Genomic DNA, 14,383 nt, shown 5'->3' with positions numbered 1-14,383 from the left:
CAGGGCGGGCCGGAGCGCGAGAGCGTCCGGCCCGCCCTTCCTGTCCGCGCCCGGATCCGGGCCGTCATCGTCGACCGAAGAGAAAGCTGAGCCCTGGGTGGCCGCATCAACCCCCGTCCGGAAGGCCCGGCGCTCCCTGAGCTGGCTCGGTGTCCTGATCCTGGCTCTCGTCGGACTGAACACCGCCGCCGTCCTCTGGGGCGGCGGGTCCTGGACGCCGAAGCTCGCCCTCGACCTCGAGGGCGGGACGCAGATCGTCCTCCAGCCGCAGCTGAACGACGGCGACACCGTCTCGTCCGAGCAGCTGACCCAGGCCGTCTCGATCATCCGCCAGCGCATCGACGCCTCGGGCGTCTCCGAGGCCGAGATCACGACGCAGGGCTCGAGCAACATCGTCGTCTCGATCCCCGGGACCCCCGACGACGAGACGCTCCAGCGCATCGAGGCGTCCGCGAAGCTCGACTTCCGCCCGGTCCTCGTCGGCAGCCAGGCGACGAACACCGCGGTCGGCGGCGACGCGACGTCCTCGCCGACGCCGACGCCCGTCGATCCGTCGCTCGCCACGGAGCCCACGGCCGAGCCGACGAACGCGAGCGACCTCGCGTACATCACTCCGGCGCTCGAGGCGCAGTACACCGCCTTCGACTGCGCGTTCCTGAACAGCCAGGACCCCAACCTCGCGCCGGCCGACCAGCCGCTGATCACGTGCGACGACACCGGCACGGTGAAGTACATCCTCGGCCCCGTCGAGGTGACGGGCCAGGACATCGCCGACGCCTCCAACGGCCTGGTGACGACCCAGTCCGGTGCGAGCACCGGCACGTGGGCGGTCAACCTCTCCTTCGACGACGCCGGGACCACGGCGTTCTCGGACGTGACCACGCGCCTCGTCGCGCTGCAGGGCGCCCAGAACCAGTTCGCGATCGTCCTCGACGGCCGCGTCATCTCGGCCCCGTCCACCAATGCCGCCATCACCGACGGCAACGCCCAGATCACCGGGTCCTTCACGCAGGAGTCGTCCAAGACCCTCGCGGACCAGCTCAAGTACGGCGCACTGCCGATCGGCTTCCAGGTGCAGAGCTCGGACAGCATCTCGGCGACCCTGGGCACCGCCCAGCTCGCGAGCGGCCTGCTGGCGGGTGTGATCGGACTGATCCTCGTCGTCGTCTACTCCCTCGCCCAGTACCGGGTGCTCGGAGCGGTCACGATCGCCTCGCTGATCGTGGCGGCCGTCGTCACCTACCTCGTCGTGACGCTCCTGTCGTGGCGGGAGGGCCTGCGGCTGTCGCTCGCGGGCGTCGCGGGCCTCATCGTCGCGATCGGCATCACCGCGGACTCGTTCATCGTCTACTTCGAGCGGATCCGCGACGAGCTGCGCGACGGCCGGGGGCTGGAGTCCGCTGTCGAGGCCGGCTGGCGACGGGCCCTGCGCACGATCTTCGCCTCCGACATGGTGAACCTGCTCGCCGCCGTGGTGCTCTTCATCCTCGCCGTCGGCAGCGTCCGCGGCTTCGCCTTCACGCTGGGCATCACGACTCTCATCGACCTCGTGGTCGTGATCCTCTTCACGCATCCGATGCTGCAGCTGCTCGCGACGACGAAGTTCTTCTCGGACGGGCACCGGCTGTCCGGCCTCGATCCGCGGGCTCTCGGTGCGGTCTACCGCGGCCGAGCGGCGTTCCGTCCGCAGGACGCCGTGGTCGCGGGCAAGGGCTCCTCCGCCGCCCGCGAAGCGGCGAAGCGCCAGACCATCGCCGAGCGCAAGGCCGCCGAGGCGGCCCGCACCGCCGGTTCCTCCGACTCGACCAAGGACGCGTGATGGCCAGCTTCTCGCAGTTCGGCAACGACCTCTACACCGGCAAGCGCTCGATCGACTTCGTCGGCCGGCGGCGCACCTGGTACCTGATCTCGCTCGTCCTGATCCTGATCACCGTCCTCGGGACCGTCGCCCGCGGCGGGTTCAACTTCAGCATCGAGTTCACCGGCGGCTCCGAGTTCACGGTGTCCTCGCCGTCGAGCCTCGACCAGGCGACCGCCACCGACGCGGTCACCGCGGTCTCGCCCGAGACCGTGCCGCGCGTCTCGGTCGTGGGCGACGACTCGATCCGCGTCCAGACCGACCAGCTCTCGACCGACGAGTCGACCGCCGTGCGCAACTCGCTCGCCGAGGCGTACGACGTCGGCAACGACCAGGTCACGTCCTCCTTCATCGGAGCGTCGTGGGGCAACGACATCACGCAGCAGGCCCTCCGGGGCCTCATCATCTTCGTGGTGCTGGCGTCCCTGGCGATGTGGGCGTACTTCCGCACCTGGAAGATGTCGCTGGCGGCCATCGTCGCGCTCGTGCACGACCTCGTCATCGTCGCCGGCGTCTACGGCATCACCGGCACGGAGGTGTCGCCGGCCGCGGTCATCGGCCTCCTGACGATCCTCGGCTACTCCCTCTACGACACCGTCGTGGTCTTCGACAAGATCCGCGAGAACACGGTGGAGGCGCTCGGCAGCACGACGAGGACGTTCTCCGAGACGGTCAACCTGGCCGAGAACCAGACGCTCGTGCGCTCGATCAACACCTCGATCGTCGCGGCGCTGCCCGTCGGTGCGATCCTCGTGATCGGTGCGTTCGTGCTCGGGGCCGGCACGCTCCGCGACATCTCCCTCGCGCTGCTGATCGGCATCATCGTCGGCACCTACTCGACGATCTTCGTGGCGGCGCCGCTCTACGCGCAGCTGCGCAGCCGCGAGGTCGACGTGTCCCGGCACGACAAGCGCGTCGAGGCCGCCCGTCTCAAGGCCGGCACGCCGGTCGTAGAGGGCGCCTGATGGCCGAGTACTCGCAGGTCTCGGCGGCGGACGCGATCGGTCTCGTGTCCCGCGACGAGGTGTGGCTCCTGGACGTGCGGGAGCCGCACGAGTGGGCTCTCGGGCACGCCTCCGCCGCCCACCACATCCCGATGAACTCGATCGGTGCACGGCAGGACGAGCTGCCCGCAGAGGCGCCCATCCTGGTCGTCTGCCACTCCGGGGTCCGGTCGGCGATGGTCGTGCAGGCGCTCGAGGGTGCGGGGTACGAGGCGGCGAACGTGGAGGCCGGGATGACCGCGTGGGCGGCCGCCGGCGGCGATGTGGTCGACGACGAGGGCCGTCCCGGTCGGATCGACTGAGGACCGCCGGGTCCGCCCTGGGCGGATGGGTCATCGGAGCGCTCCGCAGGCGCGATAATGGGGCGATGGAGATGCCCGCGTGACGGAAACCACGACCACGTCGTCCACCGCTGCCCTGCGCAGACTGGTCCCTCGGATCTTCTCGCGCGCGCAGCCGAGCGGTGCGGTCGACACCCTCGTGCGCACGGTGCGGATGCACCACCCCAAGAGCGACATCGCCCTCATCGAGCGCGCCTACTCCGTCGCGGAGCGGGCCCACGCGGGGCAGAAGCGCCGCAGTGGAGAGCCCTACATCACGCACCCGCTCGCGGTCGCGCAGATCCTGGCCGACCTGGGCATCGGCTCGAAGACCATCGCCGCGGCCCTCCTGCACGACACCGTCGAGGACACCGACTACAAGCTCGACGAGCTCCGCGCCGACTTCGGCGACGAGGTCGCGATGCTGGTCGACGGCGTCACCAAGCTCGATAAGGTCAAGTACGGCGACAGCGCCCAGGCCGAGACCGTCCGCAAGATGATCGTGGCGATGTCGAAGGACATCCGCGTCCTCATCATCAAGCTCGCCGACCGGCTGCACAACGCACGCACCTGGGGGTTCGTGCCGGCCGAGTCCGCCGCGCGCAAGGCTACCGAGACCCTCGAGATCTACGCGCCCCTCGCGCACCGCCTGGGAATCCAGGCCATCAAGTGGGAGCTCGAGGACCTGTCGTTCGCGGTGCTGTACCCCAAGATCTACAACGAGATCGAGAGCCTCGTGAAGCGGCGGACGCCTCAGCGCGAGGAGTTCGTCCAGAGCGTGATCGACCTCATCGGCGAGGATCTGCGCGCCGGCAAGATCAGGGGCCGGGTCGTCGGCCGTCCGAAGCAGTACTACTCGATCTACCAGAAGATGGTGGTGCGAGGTCGCGAGTTCGACGAGATCTACGACCTCGTGGGCATCCGCGTGCTCGTGAACTCGGTGCGCGACTGCTACGCGGTGCTGGGCTCGATCCACGCGCGGTGGACCCCGATGCCGGGCCGCTTCAAGGACTACATCGCGACTCCCAAGTTCAACCTGTACCAGTCGCTGCACACGACGGTGGTCGGCCCCAAGGGCCGCGCGGTCGAGATCCAGATACGCACCAACGAGATGCACCAGCACGCCGAGTTCGGCATCGCGGCGCACTGGAAGTACAAGGAGCAGATGGCGACGGGCAAGGTGCCCACGTCCGGTTCGAACGACACCGACCTCGCCTGGCTCGCGCACCTCTCGGACTGGCAGTCCGAGACGACGGACCCGAACGAGTTCCTCGACTCCCTCCGCTTCGAGATCGGCGCCAAGGAGGTCTACGTCTTCACTCCGAAGGGCCGGGTCATCGGCCTGCCCACCGGAGCGACCCCCGTCGACTTCGCCTATGCGGTGCACACCGAGGTCGGCCACCGCACCATGGGCGCGAAGGTCAACGGCCGCCTCGTGCCGCTCGAGTCCTCGCTGACGACCGGCGACGTCGTCGAGGTCTTCACCTCGAAGAACCCCGACAGCGGGCCCAGCCAGGACTGGCTGAACTTCGTGCAGAGCCCTCGGGCCCGCAACAAGATCCGCCAGTGGTTCACCAAGGAGCGGCGCGACGAGGCCATCGAGCAGGGCAAGGACTCGATCGCCCGGGCGATGCGCAAGCAGAACCTGCCGCTGCAGAAGCTGATGAGCCAGGACACCTTCACCGAGGTGGCGAGCCAGCTGCGCTACAACGACGTCGAGGCGCTCTACGCGGCCGTCGGCGAGGGGCACGTCTCGACCCAGTCGGTGCTCGAGAAGGTCGTCGCCTCGATCCAGGGCGATCCGGAGTCGGACGAGAACGAGGTCACCCTCCCTCGCTCCCCGCGTCCGCGCAGCCGCAGCAGCGAGTCCGGCGTGCTCGTCAAGGGCGCCCCCGACATCCTGGTCAAGCTCGCCAAGTGCTGCACCCCGGTGCCGGGCGATCAGATCGTGGGATTCGTCACGCGCGGGGCGGGCGTCTCGGTGCACCAGGCCAACTGCCACAACGTGCAGGAGCTCCTCAAGGAGCCCGAGCGCATCGTCGACGTCGAGTGGGCGCCGTCGTCCAAGAGCATCTTCCTGGTGCAGATCCAGGTCGAGGCCCTCGATCGCTCCGGACTTCTCAGCGATGTGACCCGCGTGCTCTCCGAGCACCACGTGAACATCCTGTCGGCGACCGTCTCGACCTCGAGCGACCGGCTGGCGATCAGCCGCTTCGTCTTCGAGATGGGCGACACGACGCACCTCGACCGGGTGCTGAACGCCGTGCGCCGCATCGACGCCGTCTACGACGTCTACCGGGTCAGCGCGGGCTGACCCCGGATCCGGCGGCCGCGCGTCGAGCGCGGCCGCCAGCCGGCTCTCGGCGATGCGGCGGCCCGCCACGGCCGTGCCCGCCGCGGTGAGGTGCGCCAGCACCGCGTCGAGGGACGTCCCGGTGACGGCCGCGAGCGAGCGGAGCAGGTCGTCGTCGCATGCCGTCGCGATCCTCGCCAGATCGACGAGGGTGCGCACGGGAGTGGTGACCGCGCACCCGCCGAGGGTGACGACCTCGGAGTCGGAGAGGCGCACCTCGTGGTAGCGCAGCCGCGCCATCCGCGGCGGATGCAGCCGGTGGCGGCGGTCGATCGATGCGCTGTGCACGGACGGTGCGTCCGACATCGCCCCGTGGACCCAGGCGGCGCTGAGTCGATCGGCGACGGTGCCGCGGGGGAGCACGGCCAGCAGCGCCGCTCCGCGCTCGGCGGCACCCGTCGGCAGGTCGGAGACGACGAAGCCCTCGTCGAGGGCTCGCAGCTCCCCGTCGAGTCGGGCCGCGCAGAGCTCGGCGAGGGGGAGGTGCCCGGGAAGCAGAACGGAGGGGAGTCGCGTCATCCCACGAGAGTGGACGACGCGACTCCCCTCCGGAGGCGCTTCTGCGGATCTGTGGACGGATCCGGACGGTGGAGGAGGACCTCCACCCGGATCAGCCCCTCGGGGATCAGCCCAGCGCGTCCAGCCACACCTTGCGGGCGTCGAGGGCCTCCTGCGCCTGGGCGATGGCGGCGCGGTCGCCGCGGGCCTTCGCCTCGTCGAGCTCGTCCTGCAGCTTCTGGATCGCCGAGGTCAGCTGGGAGGCGAGCCCCTCCGAGCGGGCCTTGCGCTCCGGGTTGCTGCGGTTCCAATGCTCCTCGTCGAGCTTGCGCACGTGCGCCTCGACCTTGCGGAGCCGGTCCTCGATCGTGCGGACCTGCTCGCGCGGCACGCGTCCGACCTCGTCCCAGCGCTCCTGGACGGAGAGCAGGGCGCGCTTCGCCTTCTCGCGATCCTGCTCCTGCAGGAGCGGCTCCGCCTCCTCGAGCAGCGCGAGCTTGCGGTCGAGGTTCTCGGTGTACTCGACGCTCTCCTGGGCGACGATCTCGGCCTTCGCGCCGTAGATCGCATCGCCGGCGGCCTTGAACCGCGCCCAGAGCGCGTCGTCGAACCGCTTGCCCGCTCGACCGGCGACCCGCCAGCTCTCGAGGAGGGTGCGGTACTCGGGGATCGCCTCGGCGCCGCGCGGCACGAGGGCCTCCGCCTGGTCGATCAGCGCCTGCTTCGCGGCCTTGGCCTCGCGGTGCGCGGAGTCGAGGTCGGCGAAGAACGCCTTGCGGTTCTGCTCGATGGTCGTGCGGGCACCGCGGAAGCGGCGCCAGAGCTCGTTGGCCTCGTTCTTGGGCAGGCGGGGCCCCTGCTGCTGGTGGCTCTGCCATCGGGCGAACAGCTCGTCGATCGCCGCGCTCGCCTGCTTCCACTGCGTCTTGGCGGGATCGACGGCGGCCAGGGCCTCCGCCTCCGCGACGATCGCCTCGCGGTACGCGAGAGCCTCGGCCAGCACGGCCTTGGACTCGGCGGCCTGCTGCTCGGAGAGGTCCTCGACCGAGCCGCTCAGCGCGCTGACGCGCGTCTGCAGCGCCTCGGAGATCACCGACGGCGTGCGCCTCGGCGATCGCCGCGGTCAGCGACTGGACCGTCCGGGCGACGTCGGCGGCGGGAGCACCCCGCTTCGCCCGCTGCTCGAGCAGGGAGACCTGCCCGGCCAGCTCGGTGTACTTGCGCTCGTAGTAGGCGAGCGCCTCCTCTGGGGTGGCATCGGGGTACTGGCCGACCTCGCGCTCCCCGTCTCCGACTCGGACGTAGACCGTCCCGTCGTCGTCGACTCGTCCCCACGGCTGCTGGTCACTCATCGCTCGGAGCCTCACCTTGCTGTTCGATGTCGTGCTGTTCGATGTCCGTCGCGTCGGTGGCCGATCGGGCTCGACGGCCGGTAGGCCGGGTACCGCGCTCGGCCGCGAACGGGCAGTGACGTTCAGCCTATTGCACAGGGGCGCCCCCGGCTCCTGCACCCCGGTCGGGCGAGGGGGCGCGCCGCGCCTACTGCACCGAGACGGAGGTGATCGCCACGGGCTCCGCGGGCGCGCCGTCAGCGGAGCCGTCGGCGGTGCCCTTCGAGACGACGTCGGCGACCAGGGCGTCCAGGCCCGAGGTGACCTGCCCGATGACGGTGTAGCCGCCGGCGGCGTCGGCGGGGAGCGTCGTGTCCTCGTAGACGACGAAGAACTGGCTGCCCTGGCTGTAGCCGTTGCCCGACTGGCGGGCCATCGCGATGGTGCCGGCCGGGTAGAGGCCGTCCTCGGGGGCGTTCTCGACGGGGCCGTAGCTGTAGCCAGGTCCTCCGGTGCCGTCGCCGTCGGGGTCGCCGCACTGCAGGACGAACAGGCCCTCGGTGGTGAGCCGGTGGCAGGAGACGCCGTCGTAGAACCCCGACTGAGCGAGCGAGAGGAAGGAGGAGACGGCCTGGGGAGCCGCGGCGCCCGCCAGCGTGATGCCGAGCGCGTCGGCGTTGATCGTCATCTCGCCGGTCCAGTCGCGGCCCTCGGCGATGTCGCTCGAGGGGACGTCGCCCGTGTTCTGCCCGGTCGCGGTGGGAGCGGGAGTCGCGCTCGCGGTGGACGACGGCTCGGCGACGGGCGTGCCCGGCCCGCCCGAGAAGTAGAGGATCTGGGCGACGGCGGCGAGGGCGAGGACGACGACGCCGGCGACGGCCGCGATCACGTTGTCGCGCCGGCGGCGGGCGGATCGGGTGCGGTGCAGGGCCTGCCGGGCCTGGTAGGCCCTCAGCCGGGTGCGCGCCTCGCGGTCGTTCGACTTCCCCTGAACCACGTGTTCCTCCGACGTCTCCCATCGCGCCCCGGTCGGCGCGGCGGTCCGCGCGGGGCGCAGACCGCGATGAGCCTACGAGAATCGGCGCGGCGACTCCACACGCCGCTCCGCCGCCCGACGCGGGTGTCGGGGGCCCTCGTTACGCTTGCGGGCATGACCATGCAGCAGGCCGGACTCCGCTCCGGCGCGACTCCGCTCGCCGTGCGGATGCGCCCGCGCAGCCTCGACGAGGTCGCCGGCCAGCGCCACCTGCTCACGCGGGGCTCGCCGCTGGTCGCCCTCGCGGCCGACACCACGGGCGAGCGCGGTGCCGTGTCGGTGATCCTGTGGGGTCCGCCCGGCACCGGGAAGACGACGCTCGCGCAGGCGGTCGCCCACTCCAGCGGCCGCCGGTTCGTCGAGCTCTCGGCGGTCACCGCCGGAGTGAAGGACGTGCGCCAGGTGATGGAGGAGGCGCTCTCGACCCGCGATCTCTACGGCACCTCGACGGTCCTCTTCCTCGACGAGATCCACCGCTTCACCAAGGCGCAGCAGGACGCCCTGCTGCCCGGCGTCGAGAACGGCTGGGTCATCCTCATCGCCGCGACCACCGAGAACCCGTCCTTCTCGGTGATCGCGCCCCTGCTGTCGCGCTCGCTGCTGCTCACCCTCGAGCCGCTGAGCGACGACGACCTCGGCGTGCTCGTCGACCGCGCCCTCGTCGACGAGCGGGGCCTGCGAGCGACGGTCGCGCTCGATCCCGAGGCGCGGGCGAGCATCATCCGCCTCGCCTCCGGAGACGCCCGACGGGCGCTCACGGCGCTCGAGGCGGCGGCCACCTCGGCCAGGTCGGACGCGCGCGAGGCCGACCGCGCCGCCCGGACGGCCGAGCCGGAGGACGAGGACGACGAGGACGACGACGCGCCCGTCGAGGGCGACTCGCCGCCCGAGGAGCCCGAGCTCCCGCTCATCACCACCGAGATCGTCGCCCGGGCCGTCGATCGCGCCCTGCTGCGCTACGACCGCAACGGCGACGAGCACTACGACGTCATCAGCGCCTTCATCAAGTCGATCCGCGGCTCCGACGTCGATGCGGCGCTGCACTACCTGGCCCGGATGATCGAGGCGGGGGAGGACCCGCGCTTCATCGCCAGGCGGATCATCGTCTCGGCGTCGGAGGACATCGGCATGGCCGATCCGCAGGCGCTCGTCATCGCGGTCGCCGCCGCCGATGCGGTGCAGCTCATCGGGATGCCCGAGGGTCGCATCCCGCTCGCGCAGGCGGTCGTGCACCTCGCGACCGCGCCGAAGTCCAACGCCTCCTACACGGCGCTCGACGCAGCGATCGCCGATGTCCGCGCGGGGAAGGCCGGCCGGGTGCCTCCGCATCTGCGCGACGCGCACTACCCCGGCGCGAAGCGGCTCGGGCACGGCAAGGGGTACCGCTATCCGCACGACGCCGACCTCGGCGTGCTGCAGCAGCAGTACCTCCCCGACGCGCTCGAGGGCGCCCGCTACTACGACCCGACGGAGCACGGCAACGAGCGCGACGTGTCGGCCCGACTCGCGAAGCTCATGCGGATCATCCGCGGCGGGTGAGATCGGCGCACGGCGGCCGTCCGTGATAGTCTTCTGCGGTTGCCCACCGCTCTGTAGCCGAGCGGAGCAGCGCATCCCTCTGAATCGCGCAGCTCGTCACCGCGGTCACCCTTCCGGACGCACCCGCGACCGGACACGACCACGGCGCCCGCTCTCCTCCCGGAGAGCGCAGGCGAGAGCTGCGATCGAACCTCTCAGACCTTGGAAGGACCACAGTGTCGACGACCTCCCGTTCCCGTTCGAAGACGCGCCTCTCGCGCGCCCTCGGCATCCCGCTGACCCCGAAGGCGGCCCGCTACCTCGAGAAGCGTCCCTACGCTCCCGGTGAGCACGGCCGCTCGAAGCGCAAGGCCGACTCCGACTACGCGGTCCGCCTGCGTGAGAAGCAGCGTCTGCGCGCCCAGTACGGCATCCGCGAGAAGCAGCTCCGCATCGCGTTCGCCGAGGCGCGCCGCACCCAGGGCCTGACCGGTGAGAACCTGGTCGAGCTCCTCGAGATGCGCCTCGACGCCCTCGTCCTGCGCTCGGGCTTCGCCCGCACCACCGCGCAGGCCCGCCAGTTCGTCACGCACCGCCACATCATGGTGGACGGCAAGACGGTCGACCGCCCCTCCTTCCGTGTGAAGCCGGGCCAGGTCATCCACGTCAAGACCCGCTCCGAGGGCACCGAGCCGTTCCAGGTCGCCGCTGCCGGTGGCCACGTCGACGTCCTCCCCAAGACCCCGGGCTACCTCGAGGTCGAGATCGACAAGCTCCAGGCGACGCTGCTGCGCCGCCCGAAGCGCGCCGAGGTCCCCGTGACCTGCGAGGTCCAGCTGGTCGTCGAGTACTACGCCGCCCGCTGATCCACTCCTGACCCGGTCGTCCGACCGTCGTCCCGGAAGGCCCCTGCTCACCGCAGGGGCCTTCCGTCGTCCCGGGGCACGGCACGCGCACCGCCCCTGCCGCAGCGCTCCGCGGAGCGTCGCTAGGCTGGAGTGCCGCATCGGGCGGCGCCGAACGGAGGTCACCGTGACCGGTGGAGACATCGCAGGACTCATCGCCGCAGGAGTGTTCGCGATCCTGGTCGCGATCGCGGCGATCCCGCTGTGGAAGCTGGGTCGCGTGTTCGACAGCACCAGCGAGGCGATCAAGCAGGCCAGCGACGGCCTCACCCCGATCCTGGACGAGTCCGCCTCCACCCTCCGCGAGGCCAACCAGCAGCTCGCGCGGGTCGACACGATCACGAAGGACGTGGCCGAGGTCACCGGCAACGTGAACGCGCTCGTCGCCCTCACTGCGGCCACGATCGGCGGTCCGCTGATCAAGCTCGCGGGCTTCACCGCGGGCGTCCGCGCCGTCCTGGTGGCCGGTCGCACGGCGGACGCGGTCGGCGAGGCGGCGGGGAAGACGGCGGCGAAGCGCTCCAAGCGCACCCGCAGGCCCTCCTCCCGGTAGCCGCAGACTCGCGCCCTACAATCGACTGGGCGGTCGCGCTCCGACGCGTCGCCCGTCGCCCCCGCCGTGGAAGGAACCTCCGTGAAGAACTTCGTCCTGGTCGTCGTCGGGATCGGTCTCGGCTTCGCGCTCGCGCACCAGGTCGCCCGCACCGCCGCCGGCGCCCGCCTCTTCGAGGATCTCAACCGCACGGCGAAGGAGCTCGGCGACGCCGTCTCCGAGGGCTACCACCAGCGCGAGGCCGAGCTGAAGGCCGCCATCGGCGAGGGCTGACCCGCCCTCCCCGCCACGGCCGCCCGGCCCCCATCCGACTCCCGCGTCGACACCGACCGAACACGTAACGGACCCCATGCAGACCGCTGAAATCCGCACCCGCTGGCTCGACTTCTTCGGAGGCCGCGGCCACACCGTGGTGCCGTCCGCCTCGCTCGTCAGCGAGGACCCGAGCCTCCTCTTCACCGTCGCCGGCATGGTGCCCTTCGTGCCGTACCTGACCGGAGTCGTCCCCGCGCCGTACCCCCGCGCGACCAGCGTGCAGAAGTGCATCCGGACCAACGACATCGAGGAGGTCGGCAAGACCCCCCGCCACGGCACGTTCTTCCAGATGAACGGCAACTTCTCCTTCGGCGACTACTTCAAGGAGGGGGCGATCGGCTACGCCTGGGAGCTGCTCACCGGCACGGAGGCCGACGGCGGGCTCGGGTTCGACGAGAAGGACCTCTGGGTCACCGTCTACAAGGACGACGACGAGGCCATCTCGCTCTGGAAGAAGATCGCGGGCCTGCCCGACGAGCGGATCCAGCGCCTGGACAAGGACACCAACTACTGGTCGACCGGTCAGCCCGGACCGGCCGGCCCCTGCTCCGAGATCTTCTTCGACCGCGGCCCGGCCTACGGCATCGACGGCGGCCCCGCCACCGACGACGACCGCTACGTCGAGATCTGGAACCTCGTCTTCATGCAGTACCTGCGCGGGGAGGGGACGAGCAAGGTCGACTTCGACATCCTCGGCGAGCTCCCGCGCAAGAACATCGACACCGGCATGGGGCTGGAGCGCGTCGCGTTCCTCAAGCAGGGCGTCGAGAACATGTACGAGATCGACCAGGTGCGCCCGGTGCTCGACCGCGCGTCCGAGCTGTCGGGCCGCCGCTACGGCGCCGATCACGAGGACGACGTGCGCATGCGCGTCATCGCCGACCACGTGCGCTCCTCGCTCATGCTGCTGTCGGACGGGGTCACCCCGTCGAACGAGGGTCGCGGCTACATCCTGCGCCGGCTGATGCGCCGGACGGTGCGCGCCATGCGCCTGCTCGGCGTGGACACCGCCGTCTTCCCCGAGCTCTTCGCCGCCTCGCGCGACGCCATGGCCGCCGCCTACCCCGAGGTGCAGACGGAGTACGAGCGGCTGTCGACCAGCGCGTTCGGCGAGGAGGAGGCGTTCCTGCGCACCCTGGCCGCCGGGACCGAGATCCTCGACCTCGCGGTGCTCAAGACCAAGAAGGCCGACGCCGAGACCCTCCCCGGCGACACGGCGTTCCTCCTGCACGACACGTTCGGCTTCCCGATCGACCTCACGCTCGAGATCGCCGAGGAGTCCGGGCTCAGCGTCGACCGCGAGGCCTTCGACTCGCTGATGTCGGCTCAGCGCGCCCGCGCCAAGGCCGATGCGAAGTCGAAGAAGTCGGCCCTCGCCGACCTCTCGGTCTACGCCGCGTTCCGCGCGCACGGCGAGACGCTCTTCACCGGCTACGACGTGCTCGACACCGAGTCGCGCGTCGTCGGCCTGGTCGTGGGCGGGCGCTCGGTGACCAAGGCCTCGGCCGGCGACATCGCCGAGGTGATCCTCGAGGCCACGTCGCTCTACGCGGAGTCGGGCGGCCAGGAGGCCGACGCAGGCCGCATCGTCGGCAACGGCTTCGACCTCGAGGTCCTCGACGTGCAGAAGCCCGTCAAGGGGCTCATCAGCCACACCGTCCAGGTCGCGAGCGGCGAGGTGGGCGTCGGCGACGCGGCGACGTCGGTCGTCGACCGCGACTGGAGGCGCGGGGCGACCCAGGCGCACTCCGGCACGCACCTGATCCACGCGGCTCTCCGCCAGGTGCTGGGCCCGCAGGCGCACCAGTCCGGCTCGTACAACAAGGCCGGCTACCTCCGCCTCGACTTCTCCTGGAACCAGGCGCTGTCGCTCGACACCCGCAGCGAGATCGAGGACATCGCGAACACCGCGATCCGCGACAACCTCGAGGTCGTCACGCGCGAGCTGCCCCTCGACGAGGCGAAGGCGCTCGGCGCCATGGCGCTGTTCGGCGAGAAGTACGGCGACGTCGTCCGCGTCGTCGACATCGGCGGCCCCTGGTCGCGCGAGCTCTGCGCCGGCACCCACGTCGGGAGCCTCGTCCGAGATCGGGCTCATCAGCCTGGTCAGCGAGTCGTCGGTCGGATCGACGAACCGCCGGGTGGAGTCGCTCGTCGGCCGTGAGGCGTTCCAGGACCTGGCCGCCGAGCGCGCCCTCGTCAGCACGATCTCGTCCTCGCTCAAGACGCCCCGCGAGCAGCTCCCCGAGCGCATCGCGGACCTCGTCGCGAGTCTGAAGGCGGCCGAGAAGAGGATCGTCGCGTTCGAGGCCCGCGCCCTCGCCGACCGCGTCCCCGCGATCGTCGCGAACCAGCGGCGGGTGAACGGGCTGACCGTCGTCGCCGAGAACGTCGGCACGGCCGGATCGGCGGACGAGCTGCGCTCGCTGGTCACCTCGGTGCGAGAGCGACTCGGCTCCGAGGCCGCCCTGGTGGCCCTGGCCGCGGACGTGTCGGGCAAGCCCGCCGTGATCGTCGCGACCAACCAGGCCGCTCGCGACGCCGGCGCGAAGGCCGGACCCTCGCCAAGCTCGCCGCGGGAGTCCTCGGCGGCGGCGGAGGCGGCAAGCCGGATCTCGCCCAGGGTGGCGGTTCCGACGTGTCGGCGATCGGCGCCGCGCTCGAGGCCGTCGTCGCGGAAGCGGCACGCTGA

At 71.1% G+C, this 14,383-nt stretch carries 9 protein-coding genes and 2 pseudogenes; 9 read left to right on the top strand and 2 right to left on the bottom strand.

Translation table 11 applies throughout. The annotated features are described in order from the left end of the window. Positions 1–97 precede the first annotated feature (97 nt). From secD to AC0CID_RS04645, 4 genes are all read left to right on the top strand, one after another. Complete coding sequence (gene secD, locus AC0CID_RS04660; protein WP_465225926.1) at positions 98–1,819, top strand: protein translocase subunit SecD; 1,722 nt, start codon at positions 98–100, stop codon at positions 1,817–1,819. Then, the gene (secF, locus tag AC0CID_RS04655; protein WP_207404948.1) at positions 1,819–2,823 is read left to right on the top strand and encodes a protein translocase subunit SecF; all 1,005 of its coding nucleotides are present in this window, start codon (positions 1,819–1,821) and stop codon (positions 2,821–2,823) included. The genes secD and secF overlap by 1 nt, the downstream gene beginning before the upstream one ends. After that, the gene (locus tag AC0CID_RS04650) at positions 2,823–3,164 is read left to right on the top strand and encodes a rhodanese-like domain-containing protein (RefSeq protein ID WP_207404946.1); all 342 of its coding nucleotides are present in this window, start codon (positions 2,823–2,825) and stop codon (positions 3,162–3,164) included. Before secF ends, AC0CID_RS04650 begins: the two co-directional genes overlap by 1 nt. 79 nt (positions 3,165–3,243) lie before the next feature. After that, positions 3,244–5,496 (top strand): RelA/SpoT family protein, encoded by a 2,253-nt coding sequence (locus tag AC0CID_RS04645; protein ID WP_308202028.1) that lies wholly within the window; start codon positions 3,244–3,246, stop codon positions 5,494–5,496. A gap of 664 nt (positions 5,497–6,160) precedes the next feature. Here the strand turns inward: AC0CID_RS04645 and AC0CID_RS04640 are convergent. Together AC0CID_RS04640 and AC0CID_RS04635 are read right to left on the bottom strand one after the other, a co-directional pair. Then, a pseudogene (locus AC0CID_RS04640) lies at positions 6,161–7,385 on the bottom strand (DUF349 domain-containing protein). 187 nt (positions 7,386–7,572) lie between these two features. Next, positions 7,573–8,361, bottom strand: a complete 789-nt coding sequence (locus AC0CID_RS04635; protein ID WP_465225925.1) for a peptidylprolyl isomerase — start codon at positions 8,359–8,361, stop codon at positions 7,573–7,575. Positions 8,362–8,514: 153 nt separating this feature from the next. On the opposite strand from AC0CID_RS04635, the gene AC0CID_RS04630 reads away from it, so the two are divergent. The 5 genes and pseudogenes from AC0CID_RS04630 (at position 8,515) to alaS (ending at position 14,383) form a co-directional block, all read left to right on the top strand. Beyond that, entirely contained in the window at positions 8,515–9,939 is a 1,425-nt protein-coding gene (locus AC0CID_RS04630; protein WP_465225924.1) for a replication-associated recombination protein A, read from the top strand. Positions 9,940–10,154: 215 nt separating this feature from the next. Further along, on the top strand, positions 10,155–10,784 hold the full coding sequence (gene rpsD / locus AC0CID_RS04625; protein WP_207404936.1) for a 30S ribosomal protein S4: 630 nt from the start codon (positions 10,155–10,157) through the stop codon (positions 10,782–10,784). Between the two features lie 166 nt (positions 10,785–10,950). Further along, positions 10,951–11,376, top strand: coding sequence for a DUF948 domain-containing protein (locus tag AC0CID_RS04620; RefSeq protein ID WP_465225923.1), 426 nt, complete (start codon positions 10,951–10,953; stop codon positions 11,374–11,376). A gap of 81 nt (positions 11,377–11,457) precedes the next feature. Next, positions 11,458–11,649 (top strand): hypothetical protein, encoded by a 192-nt coding sequence (locus AC0CID_RS04615; protein ID WP_251942638.1) that lies wholly within the window; start codon positions 11,458–11,460, stop codon positions 11,647–11,649. A 76-nt stretch (positions 11,650–11,725) separates the two neighbouring features. After that, a pseudogene (gene alaS / locus AC0CID_RS04610) lies at positions 11,726–14,383 on the top strand (alanine--tRNA ligase).

This window comes from Rathayibacter sp. AC451, from assembly GCF_979253095.1.
Note: the sequence above shows the minus strand (reverse complement) of the source record. Positions and strands in the feature narration are given on the sequence as shown.